Origin of the sequence: Gemmatimonas sp., from assembly GCF_041689975.1 — a bacterium.
Taxonomy (GTDB): Bacteria; Gemmatimonadota; Gemmatimonadetes; order Gemmatimonadales; family Gemmatimonadaceae; genus Gemmatimonas.
The window spans coordinates 1-12244 of the sequence record NZ_JBDNFF010000144.1 but is presented as its reverse complement, the minus strand read 5'-3'; the positions used below and the strand labels follow the sequence as shown (position 1 = coordinate 12244).

At 65.8% G+C, this 12244-nt stretch carries 13 protein-coding genes; 6 read left to right on the top strand and 7 right to left on the bottom strand.

What is annotated here, in order from left to right; all coding sequences use genetic code 11:
• Positions 1-129: 129 nt before the first annotated feature.
• Entirely contained in the window at positions 130-942 is an 813-nt protein-coding gene (locus ACESNG_RS09735) for an SDR family oxidoreductase (RefSeq protein WP_373061651.1), read from the bottom strand.
• 11 nt (positions 943-953) lie between these two features.
• On the bottom strand, positions 954-1214 hold the full coding sequence (locus tag ACESNG_RS09730) for a hypothetical protein (RefSeq protein ID WP_373061653.1): 261 nt from the start codon (positions 1212-1214) through the stop codon (positions 954-956).
• Positions 1215-1292: 78 nt separating this feature from the next.
• Here ACESNG_RS09730 and ACESNG_RS09725 point away from each other — a divergent pair, with 78 nt between their 5' ends.
• Complete coding sequence (locus ACESNG_RS09725) at positions 1293-1880, top strand: 2'-5' RNA ligase family protein (RefSeq protein ID WP_373061655.1); 588 nt, start codon at positions 1293-1295, stop codon at positions 1878-1880.
• Here ACESNG_RS09725 and ACESNG_RS09720 read toward each other — a convergent pair.
• Positions 1825-2316, bottom strand: coding sequence for a hypothetical protein (locus tag ACESNG_RS09720; protein WP_373061657.1), 492 nt, complete (start codon positions 2314-2316; stop codon positions 1825-1827). The two genes, ACESNG_RS09725 and ACESNG_RS09720, sit on opposite strands and share 56 nt — an antisense overlap.
• Positions 2317-2487: 171 nt before the next feature.
• Here ACESNG_RS09720 and ACESNG_RS09715 point away from each other — a divergent pair, with 171 nt between their 5' ends.
• The gene (locus ACESNG_RS09715; RefSeq protein ID WP_373068772.1) at positions 2488-3294 is read left to right on the top strand and encodes an enoyl-CoA hydratase/isomerase family protein; all 807 of its coding nucleotides are present in this window, start codon (positions 2488-2490) and stop codon (positions 3292-3294) included.
• A gap of 18 nt (positions 3295-3312) precedes the next feature.
• Here the strand turns inward: ACESNG_RS09715 and ACESNG_RS09710 are convergent, their stop codons facing one another.
• The gene (locus tag ACESNG_RS09710) at positions 3313-4461 is read right to left on the bottom strand and encodes a mannose-1-phosphate guanylyltransferase (RefSeq protein WP_373061661.1); all 1149 of its coding nucleotides are present in this window, start codon (positions 4459-4461) and stop codon (positions 3313-3315) included.
• A gap of 140 nt (positions 4462-4601) precedes the next feature.
• On the opposite strand from ACESNG_RS09710, the gene ACESNG_RS09705 reads away from it, so the two are divergent.
• Genes ACESNG_RS09705 through ACESNG_RS09690 form a run of 4 tightly spaced genes read left to right on the top strand, consistent with a single transcriptional unit; the run spans position 4602 to position 9273 of the window.
• A complete protein-coding gene (locus ACESNG_RS09705) occupies positions 4602-5633 on the top strand; it encodes a DUF1835 domain-containing protein (RefSeq protein WP_373068770.1) in 1032 nt (343 codons plus the stop codon).
• Complete coding sequence (locus tag ACESNG_RS09700) at positions 5630-7114, top strand: aspartate aminotransferase family protein (protein WP_373061665.1); 1485 nt, start codon at positions 5630-5632, stop codon at positions 7112-7114. The genes ACESNG_RS09705 and ACESNG_RS09700 overlap by 4 nt, the downstream gene beginning before the upstream one ends.
• A gap of 48 nt (positions 7115-7162) precedes the next feature.
• The gene (locus tag ACESNG_RS09695; protein WP_373068768.1) at positions 7163-7639 is read left to right on the top strand and encodes a RidA family protein; all 477 of its coding nucleotides are present in this window, start codon (positions 7163-7165) and stop codon (positions 7637-7639) included.
• Positions 7636-9273, top strand: a complete 1638-nt coding sequence (locus ACESNG_RS09690; RefSeq protein WP_373068766.1) for an NAD-dependent malic enzyme — start codon at positions 7636-7638, stop codon at positions 9271-9273. The genes ACESNG_RS09695 and ACESNG_RS09690 overlap by 4 nt, the downstream gene beginning before the upstream one ends.
• 11 nt (positions 9274-9284) lie before the next feature.
• Here the strand turns inward: ACESNG_RS09690 and ACESNG_RS09685 are convergent, their stop codons facing one another.
• The 3 genes from ACESNG_RS09685 to ACESNG_RS09675 form a co-directional block, all read right to left on the bottom strand.
• Positions 9285-10031, bottom strand: a complete 747-nt coding sequence (locus ACESNG_RS09685) for a hypothetical protein (RefSeq protein ID WP_373068764.1) — start codon at positions 10029-10031, stop codon at positions 9285-9287.
• Positions 10028-10792, bottom strand: a complete 765-nt coding sequence (locus tag ACESNG_RS09680; RefSeq protein WP_373068762.1) for a hypothetical protein — start codon at positions 10790-10792, stop codon at positions 10028-10030. Before ACESNG_RS09680 ends, ACESNG_RS09685 begins: the two co-directional genes overlap by 4 nt.
• A 32-nt stretch (positions 10793-10824) precedes the next feature.
• On the bottom strand, positions 10825-12244 hold a 1420-nt coding region (locus ACESNG_RS09675), incomplete at its 5' end, for a YDG domain-containing protein (protein WP_373068760.1).

Here is a 12244-nt window from a genome sequence, read left to right as displayed (position 1 = left end):
GTGCCGCTGGGCAGGCGCTCGTGGTGGCGGACAGACCGAAAACAGCCGGAACACGGAGACCGCGGATGACACGGAAAAGCACGGATCTGCTCCGTCTGGGCGACGGTCGCTGTGGGCTAGTCGAAATGGCTACTGCCGTGACTCGATCGCGCGCCGCGCAATCCCGTCGACGAGTTTCGGAGAGATCAGCTTGAGCAGTCGTCCGATCTTGCCGCGCCACGTCATGACGAGATCGCGGTCGCGCCCCGCCACCGCCGCGAGAATAAGGCGGCCGCACTCGTCGGTCTCCATCGTTTCCCCTTTCCGCCGCACGAAGCCGCGGTCGCCGAATGGGGTGCCGTCGGGCGAGAGCGCCCGCTGGTTGATCTCGGAGAACACGAAACCGGGATAGATGACGGTGACCGACACGCCCGTGCCCTCGAGCTCGATGCGCAGCGAGTCGAAAAAACCGGCCATCGCATGTTTGGTGGCAGCGTAGGCGGTGCGCTTGGGGACACCGGTGAGTCCGGTCAGACTCGAAATGGCGACGATGCGTCCCTTCGAGCGTTTGAGGTGCGGCAGGGCGTGCGCCGTGCACCACACGCTACCCAGGTAGTTCACCCGCATGAGTGTGTCGAAGATCGAGAGATCGGTGACCGCTTCAAACGGCCCGCTCGAGCCGAGTCCGGCGTTGTTGACCATGATGTCGAGGCGGCCGTAGTGCGCCACAGTGCGTTCCACCATCGATGAGCACGAGGTCTCGATGCTCACATCGCCCGAGACCACCAGCGCTTGGGCGCCCAGCGCGCGGCACACGGCCGCTACCGACTCCAGACGGTCCACATTGCGCGCCGCGAGCGCCAATCGCGCACCGTCGACGGCGAACTGTCGCGCCAGCTCCGCGCCGATCCCGCTCGACGCGCCGGTGAGCAGGACCACCTGTCCGGCGAAGCGGCCGTTCACGGCTGACCCGCTCACCTATGCCCGGTGGCGTCGTCGGGGCCGAGCAGCTCGTCGATGTATTCGTCGCCCTCGAATGGGGCATCGAGGATGCGCAGTGCGTTCGTGGCGTCGCCCACACGCACGGCAAGCCGCACGGGATACACCAAGTGCATGGCGGGCAGCATGCCGCCCGCATCGTCGCGGAGCACGATCGCCGGAATGTGATGTGCTTCCAGCACGCTGCGCGCGATGAGCGCTTCCATTTCGTTCACGTACTCCCGGATGACCTTCATGGCGACTCCCATAGGGCGAACATATCTCAGAGGTCGCGCGATCGTGAGGGTGACGTGTACACCGACTAGATTTCAGGAATGGCGGCGACCTTCGGCATTTTCGTACTGGCAGAGCTTCCTGGCGAAGCAGGTGCCATGGTGCGAGAGATTCAACAGCGTTTCGATCCCAAGCTGGCCCGGCTCACACCTCCACACGTGACGCTGATCGGCTCGTCGGGCGTGGGTGCTATGCCCACTGATACTCCGGTAGCGCGTATTCGCGACGCGCTGGAGCCGATTGCCGCGAGCACCGCGCCGATGGAATTGGCGTTGGGGTTACCACATCGGTTCATGCAGACGGACATCGTGTCATTGCCGCTCGATCACAATGGTCCGCTACGGGCGCTGCACGAGCGCATCGCGCGCAGCGGGTTGCCCTTCAAGCAGGCGCGCTTCCGCTTTACGCCGCACTGCACGCTGAGCTTCTATCCCATGCTCACACCGGCGCACGAACGCGAATTGCTGGCGATACGCGTGAATGCGCCGGCGATCATCGCGCGGCTACAGGTCTATCTCACGCGTGACCCGCAGCCATCCAAGCTCCTATTCGAGATCGCGCTGACCGGTGAGCTCACGGGCAACGCGTATCCGGGCGCAGCTTCTGGTAGGTCGACATCGCGTGCTTGAGACCCAGTAGCGCCGACGCTTCGAGTTCGTACTCGAGCTGCAGATCGCCGAACTTCTCGGCATCGTGCTGTGTGAGCTGACGCGTGGCCTTCTCGGCGATGCTGTGGCGGCGAAGATATTCACGGGCCGCCAGCCACATGGCATTGGCGGCTTGCCGGATGTCGGCATCGTCGCTGATCGTGGCCTTCGAACAGGTCTTCTCGAAGTCGCGCACGCACTCCGAAAGCGCCAGATCGATGTTGTCCACCATGGCCTGGGCCGCACCGAGCTCGGACTTCGCGACCGCCAACGCATTCAGGCGGGCGATTCGCTCATGCTGACGGCACGTCTCTGACGCCGTACGCGCGAGGGCGTCGCAACAGTACAGCGGCCCCTGCTGAGCAGCGGTCGGGTCGTCGAGCATCATCGGGGAAGCAGCAGCGCGGGAGGGAGACATGGCGGGGGCAAAAGTGGCCAACTGGACTGTGCGTCTGATAACCGGTTCGAACAGGCTCACCATGTGATCTAGCGAACGCACCCGTATCGGTGGTAGTGGCAGCGTGAAGGACGATACGTGAATCGACACAAGTCGGCCCCGCGAACTTGGCGCGGCCTGTATGCTTGGAGCATGACTGCCCACATCGATTCCTTCGAGCATCTGCTCATCGACACCACAGCGGCTGGCGTGCGCACGATCACGCTGAACCGTCCCGAACGCCTCAATGCGGTGAATCCGCGGCTCGCGGATGAACTGCCGATGGCCATGGCGCAGGCGGCGCGGGATGACGCGGTCCGTGCGGTGGTGATCACCGGCGCGGGACGAGGATTCTGCGCCGGTCTCGATCTCGGTGAACAAGGGCGGCTCGATGCGGCCGATCGTGCCACGCGTCTGGATCCGTACTACTGGGTGGGGCGATGGGTGCAGTCGATCACGTCGTGCGAGAAGCCGGTGATCGCGGCGGTAAATGGTGCGGCCGCCGGCGCCGGCTTCGGTCTCGCGCTCGCCTGTGACCTTCGCTTGCTGAGCGCCAGTGCGACGGTCACTGCGGGCTACGTGCGCCGGGGATTGTCACCCGACGCCGGCGTGACGTGGTTTCTGCCGCGGTTGATCGGCCACGCCCGCGCCACCGACATCATTCTCACGGGTCGCGATGTTCGCGCCGACGAAGCGGAGCGGATCGGCCTCGCGACGTCGGTGCTGGCGGAGGACCTGTTCGCCGATGGCGTGCAGCGCTACGCGGCGCAGCTGGCAGCAGGGCCGCCACTGGCGTTGGCGCTGTCGAAACGTCTGCTGCTCGCCAGCCCGGACGCCACGCTCGACGCGCAACTCCGCGAAGAGTTCACGCACATCAAGAGCTGCTTCGCCAGTGCCGATGTGCGCGAAGCGATGGCGGCGTTCAAGGAAAAGCGCGCGCCCACGTTCGAAGGACGCTGACCCGCGACGTGGCGCGAATCAGCTCGTGGGGGTACGACCGGGGTTGTAGCGCAGACTGCCCGGAAGGGAGTTGAGCAGCGGCCCGAGCTCGGAAGCACGCTCGAGGGTGGTCACGAACGTGAGTCCGTCCAGCGACACCACGAGCAAACCGGAGATGCCATAGGCGACCACGCAGCCGCCCTCGGCGTGAATCACGTTGCCGGAGGCGTCGACGCAGTGCACGTGGCCCATCACGCCGTTGCCGGTGTCGTCGAGGTCGCGCACGCGACGCAACGAGGCCCAGGTGCCGACGTCGTCCCAGGCACACTCGGTGGGCAGCACGACCACGTTGCGACTGCGCTCGAGCAAGCCGCGGTCGATCGAGACCGACGTGACCAGTTCGGCGAAGCTCGCCATGTCGTCGGCGGCGAGCCTGGGCAAGCCGTGCTGTAGCTCACTGGTGTTCGCTTCGAGTTCCTCGAGCACGACGCGCGCGCGCCACACGAAGATGCCGGTGTTCCAGAGCGCTCCCTTGTCGATGAGCGTGTCGGCCAGCACGGCGGTGGGCTTCTCCACGAAGTGCTCCACCCGGCAGGCGCCACCTTCCGCCCGCGACACGAACGGATCGAATTGGGCACCGGGCTGCAGGTACCCGAACCCCGTTTCGCAGCGGGTGGGTTTGGCACCGAGGGCCACCAGCACGGATTCCGACGACGCCATGGTGGCGGCCCGACGCAGTGCCTCGCGGAAGACGTCGGGGAATCCGACCGAGAGGTCGGCGTGAAGCGCGCAAAAGACGGTGTCCGGCCCGGCGCGCTTGGCGACTTCATGCGCGCCCCAGGCCAGCGCCGCTGCCGTGCCGAGCGGGCGCGGCTCGATCAGCATGTTGGCGCGCGGGACCTCAGGAATGGCCTCGTGCAGCGCGTCGGCGATATCAGCGCTGGTGACGACCAGCACACGCTCGGCCGGTATGAGCGGCGCGAGGCGATCGATGGTGTCTGCGATGAGCGGCCGCTCATTGACGAGCGCCAGCAGCTGCTTCGGGCGCTTGGGCGTGCTGAGCGGCCAGAAGCGGGTGCCGATGCCACCGGCGAAGATTACAGCCCAGAGGGCCGTCCGCGTCTCGAGCAGGGGCTCGACCTCGAACTCTTCCATGGTATCCGCGAGCGGCGACGATTCGACGATCACAGGGGGCGCAACATGAGGAGCGACAGCGCGAGGCTCAGGCATCGTGGCAGCAGAGTGAAGAACACGAAGGGCGGGGCCGCGAACGCAAACGCCCGTGGCAACTGGCGCATCTGCTCGGCAATGCACAACATACTGCATCCATGCTCACCCTGCACCTTACCAACGGCGACTCGGCGGCGAGCGCTCTCGCGCGTTCCGGCCTTCCGGGCGACATCGTTTCCTGGCGCGACCTCCTGCACGACGGTCCGGTGCCTCCCGATGACGACCTCGGGGCGTTCCATCGCGTTCGCGCCGAATTTCTCGCCAGCCGCGGGTGGTCGAATGAGGCGGCGGCCGTCTCCGACTTCGAGCAGCGCGATGCGCGGCTGCACGATGTGAGCGCCGGTGACGAGGTGGTGTTGTGGTTCGAGCCCGATCTGTACGACCAGCTCCAACTGATTCAGATCCTGGCACGCTTCGAAGGTCGGGGCGAGCACGAGCGCCCGCGTCTCACGATCGTGCCGGCGGACTGTTATCTCGGCCCGATGTTGCCGGAGAAGTTGGCGCCGCTGTACGCGACGCGGCGAGCGATTACGTCGCAGGATCTGGTGCATGGCGGGGTGGCCTGGCGCGCGTTCACGGCGCCGACGCCCGACGATCTACTGGAGGTGACCAACCGGCTTGATCGTGAAGTCACCGCTCGCACATACGCCGCCGACGATCAGGTGCGACTGCCGCATCTGGTGGCTGCGTTGCGTCGTCGACTCGAGGAGTACCCGGACATCGACTCGGGGCTCTCGCGCAGCGAGCGACAGCTGTGTGAAGCGCTGTCGCCGGGCGCCATCATACTCGGCAAGTTGCTCACGGCGTATCAGGCCACCGAGTCGTGGGTGTGGCTCGGTGATCGGAGCTTCGCGTGGTACGCCGAGCGACTGAGTGACTGCGCGCGTCCGCTCGTGGTGCATACCAACGGCTCCCGCTTGATCGCGCCACTGCGCGATACCGAAGGTCGAGGATTCTGGGATCGTGCCGTGCAGCTGACGCCGTTCGGGCAGGACGTGGTACGTGCCCGTGCGGATGCCGTGGGGGTCAATGGCATCGATCGATGGATCGGTGGCACGCATTGCACGAATGCGCAGTACTGGCGTTGGGACGCGCGCACGCAGCGCACCGAACGATTTCCTCGCACATGATGGACACGCAAATGGACAACGACGTCGAGCTGTTGGCGATGCTCGACGCGGACACGACGCTCGACGCGGCGCGACCGATTCTGGAGCTTGCGGCCAGCTATTTCGCCGACACGCGTCGTGGTGAGGGACCGGTGTCCACGTGGCACAGTGCGCAGGTGATCGCCGATCGACTGGCCGGTCCGATGCCGCGCGGACCGCGTGCGTTGTCGGATGTGGCGCGTCGCCTGTCGTCACTGCTGCTGCAAGACGTGAACCGCCTGGCGCATCCGATGTGCATCGGTCACCAGGTGTCGGCGCCATTGCCGGCGGCGGTGTGGACCGATGCGCTGATCAGTGCACTGAATCAGTCGCAGGCCGTGCGTGAGATGTCACCGTCGTTCACGCCGCTCGAGCATCAGGTGATTGCGTGGATGACCGACCTGGTGGGATGGGATGAGCAGGCCGGTGGAACGATGACGTCGGGTGGTACCGAAGCGACCTTCGCCGCACTGCTGGCGGCCCGTAGTCGCGCCGTGCCCGACGTGTGGACGAACGGATTGGGCGCGAACGCGCCGGTGGTTGTATGCGGCGAGCATGCGCACTACGCCGTATCGCGCGCGGCCGGTGCGATGGGTCTGGGCATGACGCGCGTGATCGTGATTCCCTCGCGCGAGCTGCGGATGGACCCCGACGCGTTGCGGGCGCGGCTCGACGCGTTGTGCACCGGTGGCACGCGAGTGATGGCGGTGGTGGCGACCGCAGGCTGCACGGCCACCGGCAGTTTCGATGATCTGACCGCGATCGCCGATCTCTGCGACGAATTCGCGGACGATCATGGTCCACTGTGGCTGCACGTCGACGCGGCGCACGGCGGCGCGGCCATGCTGTCGCCACGACATCGACATCGCGTGCAAGGACTCGTGCGCGCGCGTTCGCTGGCGTGGGACCCACACAAGACCCTGTTGCTGCCGCTGTCGGCGGGGATGGTGCTGGTACGCAGTCAGGATGATCTCACGCGCGCCTTCACGCAGGAGGCGCCGTATCTCTTCAGCTCCGGCTCCGCCGCGCAGATTTGGGATCTGGGTCCCCGGTCGTTTCAGTGTTCACGCCGCGCTGATGTGCTGAAGCTGTGGGTAGCGATCGAGCGCTACGGGTCGGACAATCTGGCGCGCCTGTACGATCGGCTCTGTCGCATGGCGCAGACGCTGCACGGCCTGCTCAGCGCACGCAGAGATTTTGTACCGTTACACGAACCGATGTCGAATATTCTCTGCTTTGCGTGGAGGCCGGAGGGCATTACGGGAGAGGATCTCGACACGCTGACGGACGCGCTCCGCGAGCGCTACAACCGCTCGGGGCGCGGCTGGATTACGGCCACCACGCTGGACGGTCGTCGTGTGTTGCGTGTTACGGTGATGAACGCGCGCACGGACGACACCCACCTCGCCACGCTGGTGGACGGACTGGTGGCGGAGGCTGCGCTGGTCCTGCACAAGCGATAGCGCCACCATGGCGAAACCCGCCATTCCCCGCTTCACGAAACTACCACCATGCGCAACGCATTCCTGACCATCGGTAGCGGTACGGCGTTCGGCCTGTTGCTCACCGGCTGCGCCGCTTCCTCCCTCCCTCGCCACACGATCGATCCTCCGGGCATCGCACCGCTGGTGCCGGCGTACTCGGTGGCCATCCGCGCCGGGCAGCAGGTGTTCGTGTCGGGCATGACCGGCATCAAGCCGGGCACTCAGGATATCATCGAGGGCGGTGTCGAGAGTCAGACGCGTCAGACACTCGAGAACATTCGCACCGCACTGCAATCAGCGGGTGCCACCATGGCCGACGTTGGTGAGTGCACGGTGTTCCTGACCGACATGCGCGACTACGCCGCGATGAATGGTGTGTATACCGAGTTCTTTCGCGTCGATCCGCCAGCGCGCGCAACGGTTGCCGTGACGGCCCTTCCGCGTCCCGCCGCCCGCGTGGAAATCAAGTGCAGCGCACAGATTCGCTCTCTGGAGAAGCCGTGACGATCCCGTTCCAACTCAAACGCGGCGCCGATCTGCTGCAGGACCCTGTCCTGAACAAGGGTACCGCATTCACGGACGCCGAGCGCGATGCATTTGGGTTGCGTGGGCTGCTGCCGCCGCGCGTGATGACGCAGAACGAGCAGCTTGCACGCATTCTGCCAGGCGTACGCTCCAAGCCATCGCCGCTCGAGCAGTACGCGTATCTGGTCGCGCTTCACGATCGCAACGTCACGCTGTTCTACCGCCTGGTGATGGACCACCTCGAAGAGCTGATGCCGGTGCTGTATACGCCGACGGTGGGGCAGGCGTGCGAGGAGTTCGGCCGCATTTTCCGTCGCAGCCGCGGCATGTACATCACCGCTGCCGACAAGGGACAGGTGGCAGAGGTGCTCGCCAACTGGCCGCAGGATGACATCCGCATGATCGTGGTCACGGATGGCGAGCGCATACTCGGCCTGGGCGATCTCGGTGCCAACGGCATGGGCATCCCCATCGGCAAGCTCACGCTGTACACCGCGTGTGCCGGCGTGGCGCCGAGCCAGTGTCTCCCGATCACGATCGACGTGGGGACGAACAACACCGCGTTGCGCGAGAGTCATTCCTACGTAGGACTACGTCAGCCCCGGTTGCGCGGCGCTGAATACGACGAGCTGCTGGATGAATTCGTCGAGGCGGTGCAGACGCGCTTCCCACTGGCCTGTCTGCAGTTCGAAGACTTCGGCAATCACAACGCGTTCTCGCTGCTCGAACGCTGGCACGATCGCATCTGCATGTTCAACGACGATATTCAGGGTACGGCGTCGGTGGCGCTGGCAGGACTGTACTCTGCGGCACGTATCAGTGGCACACCGCTGCGCGACATGCGCCTGTTGTTCCTGGGCGCCGGCGAGGCCGGCATCGGCATTGGCGATCTCGTGGTCGAAGCACTCTGTTCAGAAGGCCTGTCACTCGAAGAGGCGCGTCGTCACTGCTGGTTCGTGGACTCGAAGGGGTTGGTGGAGCAGTCGCGCACCGACCTTGCGGAACACAAGCAGCGCTTCGCGCACGATCATGCGCCGATGAGCACCCTGCTCGAAGCGGTGGAATCGCTGAAGCCGCACGCGATCATCGGTGTGTCGGGAACGCCGAATACGTTCACCGCGCACGTGCTGGCGGCAATGGCGAAGGAGCACGAACGTCCGATTGTGCTCGCGCTGTCCAACCCCACGTCGAAGGCCGAGTGCACCGCCCTGGAGGCATACGCGGGCACCGAGGGTCGCGCGATCTTCGCCAGCGGGAGTCCGTTCGCACCGGTCACGTACATGGGCCGGACGCACGTGCCGGGGCAGGGCAATAACGCCTACATCTTTCCCGGTGTCGGACTCGGCGTCATGGTCAGTGCGTCGTCACGCGTCACGGAGGCCATGTTTGCCGCCGCCGCGCGCACGCTCGCGTCGATGGTTACCGACGATGATCTGACCATGGGACGAATCTATCCTAGCCTGTCGCGCATTCGCGAAGTGTCGCGCGTCATCGCGATCGAAGTGGCCACGTTGGCGTTCGACCGCGGATTGGCGCGGGTCGAGCGGCCAGCAGACATCGCCGCGGCGGTGACCGAGGCGATGTTCGAGCCGCACTACGTGTCGCTGCTGTAAGTCGGACTGTGCTATCGCCTGCCGAGCAGCTCGGCAGGCGAGAAGCGTACCCCGACACTGACGTTCGTGCCACCAAGGTCGAGGCGGTCGAAGGTCGCGTAGTCATCGCTCATCGGCGCCGCGCCGAACTGCTGGCGCACCGTACCCTGCAGGGCGACCCAGCGCGTGACAGGCACGTCCACGCCCGCGCTCACGTATTCGAACAGTCCGCGTCCGGTCGAGTAGAAATCGTCGCGATAGGCCACGAGCCGCTCGGCGTCCACGAAAGTGCCCCACTGCTGAAAGCGATAACGCGCCGTGCCTACGCCGGCGCCGAGTATCAGTCGCGCGCGATCCGCACCCGCGCCCTGTGCACGCGCCCAGCGCGCCGCACGCCATTCGACGCCCAGTGACTGCACTGAGGTGAGTTGAAGTGCGGTCTGTTGTGCCACGGGGCTGGTGGTCGTAGCTGGCGATACGCGGCTTACAGATTCCATCGTGCGCTCGCCCGACTCGATACCGAGTCGGGCGCTCCAGCGTGGTGTCAGGCGCACGGCGACATCGGCACCGGCGATACGCGGATTCAACGTGGCGGCGCCGGAATAGAGGGCGCGGTCGATGAGCGAGTACGCCTCGCTGTTCCCCGATGGCGTGAACACCCCGTAGCGAACGGAGACGCTCACGCGAGACCAGGTCGACGAATCCCGCGAGGCGTTCTGCGCCTGGAGTGCCGGAGCGAGCATGACTAGACAGGCAGCGACGGCGTTGACGCGTTTCATCGTCCGGCCTCCCGCTCGCGCAGCACGAAGTCGAGCGACACGCACGAGGTATTCGCCTGACGCCGCCGCGCGTACACCATGCATGACACGTGTGGCAGACGGGGTGTGACCGTCATGACCGTGGTGGCCGAGAGTTCGCCGCTGGTGGCGACGATGTTGGTGCGGCCCTCGGCGCGGGAACGCGCGACACCAGCGCTGTCGATACTTACGATCGTGGCATTCACGGAGTACCATGATACCGGTGCCACGATGGGTCCCATGATGTTCCCGCGACGATCCGTGACGACCGCCCGTAGCGACCGTACGGTACCGAGTAATCTGAAGGTAGTGTCGGAGACCGTGATGTCGAGACGTAGCGCACGCTGGCGTACTTCGATGACGACCGTGTCGGCCAGCGGTCCGCTGAAATAGCCGCGCGGACGCACGCCCGATTGCGCTGGATCGACTTCAGCGATGATCGAGACGCGACCATTGCCGACGGCGCTGAACGCGCCGTTGCCGACCATCTCTACGATGCCGGCGGGTGAGGCCGACCAGCGCAGTGGCACGTCGGCCAGGGCGGCTCCTGCCTGATCGAGCACGCGCGACTGCACGAGGGCGGTATCACCGAAGCTTTCGAGTGGCAAGGTATTGACCACCGTCAGGTCGATGCTCCCCGGCGCGCGATCAACCGAGCGCACGATGTCGGCGGGGGCGCAGGCGGTCACGACCAATGATGCGGCCAGTAGTGCGCGCATCGCGCGCCGCGCAGGCGATGTCATGGGACGAAGCGTGCGGGAAGGCAAGCGGGAAGTCATGGCGTGTTCGGCTGAAGAGCGGCAGGCGGCAGCACGATGGCGGTGAGCAGCAGGCGCGCGCGCGCGCCGGGCTCGATGCGGGGGATCGTCCACTGCCTTGTGAGGTCGTTGTAGCTGCCGTCGATCGGCGTAATCTTCACGATCGTGAAGCCAGCTTCGCTGAAGGCGCGTGGGATGATGACATCGATCGCGGGGCCGGCGCCCGTGTTCAGGACCGTCAGCGCGATCGTGATCGTATCACCGGCTGCCGGCGAAAGCTGATCGGGCACGGCGGTGAGTTCGACGTCGGGCGGCGGTTCCGCTACTTCCACACCGAGGGACGCCGAACGCGGCGTGCGCGTGCGATCGATCCCGTTCACCTGCAGCGTGTAGTCGCCGGGCGGCAGCGATGCGGGGATCGAGACCGTCAGGCGGAACGTGCTGTCGCTTCCAACCACCACCATGCCCAGCAGGAGCGGCGTGCCGTTCGGTGCGTAGATGAATATTGACCCGTAGGTGCCCGGTGCGAAGCCGCGGCCTTCGGCTGTGGCGCGTCCACCGTTGTCGAGCTGCAGGGTCCGGCTGCTGTCGATCGGGATGGCCGACTCGGAAGCATCGCTGGAACGCAACGTGAGCGTGACGGTTCCGTCGGAGAGGCGCAGGAGGGTATCGCGCACCACTTCCAACGTGACCGGCGTATTGCTTGACGACAGCGTACCGGTGCCGCGCGGGGCGGTCGTGGGTTGTCCGCTGGTCGTGCGGGTCGGACCGATAGGCACGAGCGGGCCCGGCGCCTCGACGAACGGGCTCATACCACACGTGTTCACGGCGGCGACACGCACTCGTGTGGGCACGTTGTTGGTGAGCCCTTGGAGCACCCACGAGGTGGGCGTACGCCCGTTTAACAAGTTACGCTGCCAGGTGGCGCCGTTGTTCGTGCTGCTCTCGACCACGTAGCCGGTCACGGCGCGACATCCCTCGTTGGCCGGGATCCCGAAGGTAAGCGTGATCCGCCCGTCGCCCGCGACGCCGACCACCGTACGCGGTACCGTCGGTGGCGTAGCCGCAAGAATACTGGCGGTGGCGACGGGGGCGCCATTCAGGATGAGCGTGTAGTTAGCGGCGGCGCTGCCACCGAGTGCCGCGCTGATGATGCCAACCGGCTTCTGTGAGCCGACGGCGGGGTCGGCGAATGCGAACGTGACGCCGGTGAGGATGACGTTGTCACCGTCGCGCACACCGATGAGGGCGAGTGCGTTGCTGGTGATCGTCACGGTGGTCGTGGCGTCGTAGATTTTCTCAGCCGCTTGGAATGCACCGCCGATCGTGAGCGCAATCGGCGTGATGTTAGCCGTCGTGGTTGGGGCGCCGGTCTGGCTCACCGTGTACGATCCGGCGTTGGCGCCACCAAGCGTAACGTTGGTGATCACGACGGTC

What these genes read in the sequence shown, in the direction of transcription:
- ACESNG_RS09730 (WP_373061653.1), bottom strand. Translation starts at nt 1,214, where the DNA reads ATGAAGGTCATCCGGGAGTACGTGAACGAAATGGAAGCGCTCATCGCG.
- ACESNG_RS09715 (WP_373068772.1), top strand. Translation starts at nt 2,488, where the DNA reads ATGACTGCCCACATCGATTCCTTCGAGCATCTGCTCATCGACACCACA.
- ACESNG_RS09720 (WP_373061657.1), bottom strand. Translation starts at nt 2,316, where the DNA reads ATGTCTCCCTCCCGCGCTGCTGCTTCCCCGATGATGCTCGACGACCCG.
- ACESNG_RS09680 (WP_373068762.1), bottom strand. Translation starts at nt 10,792, where the DNA reads ATGACATCGCCTGCGCGGCGCGCGATGCGCGCACTACTGGCCGCATCA.
- ACESNG_RS09705 (WP_373068770.1), top strand. Translation starts at nt 4,602, where the DNA reads ATGCTCACCCTGCACCTTACCAACGGCGACTCGGCGGCGAGCGCTCTC.
- ACESNG_RS09725 (WP_373061655.1), top strand. Translation starts at nt 1,293, where the DNA reads ATGGCGGCGACCTTCGGCATTTTCGTACTGGCAGAGCTTCCTGGCGAA.
- ACESNG_RS09700 (WP_373061665.1), top strand. Translation starts at nt 5,630, where the DNA reads ATGATGGACACGCAAATGGACAACGACGTCGAGCTGTTGGCGATGCTC.
- ACESNG_RS09695 (WP_373068768.1), top strand. Translation starts at nt 7,163, where the DNA reads ATGCGCAACGCATTCCTGACCATCGGTAGCGGTACGGCGTTCGGCCTG.
- ACESNG_RS09685 (WP_373068764.1), bottom strand. Translation starts at nt 10,031, where the DNA reads ATGAAACGCGTCAACGCCGTCGCTGCCTGTCTAGTCATGCTCGCTCCG.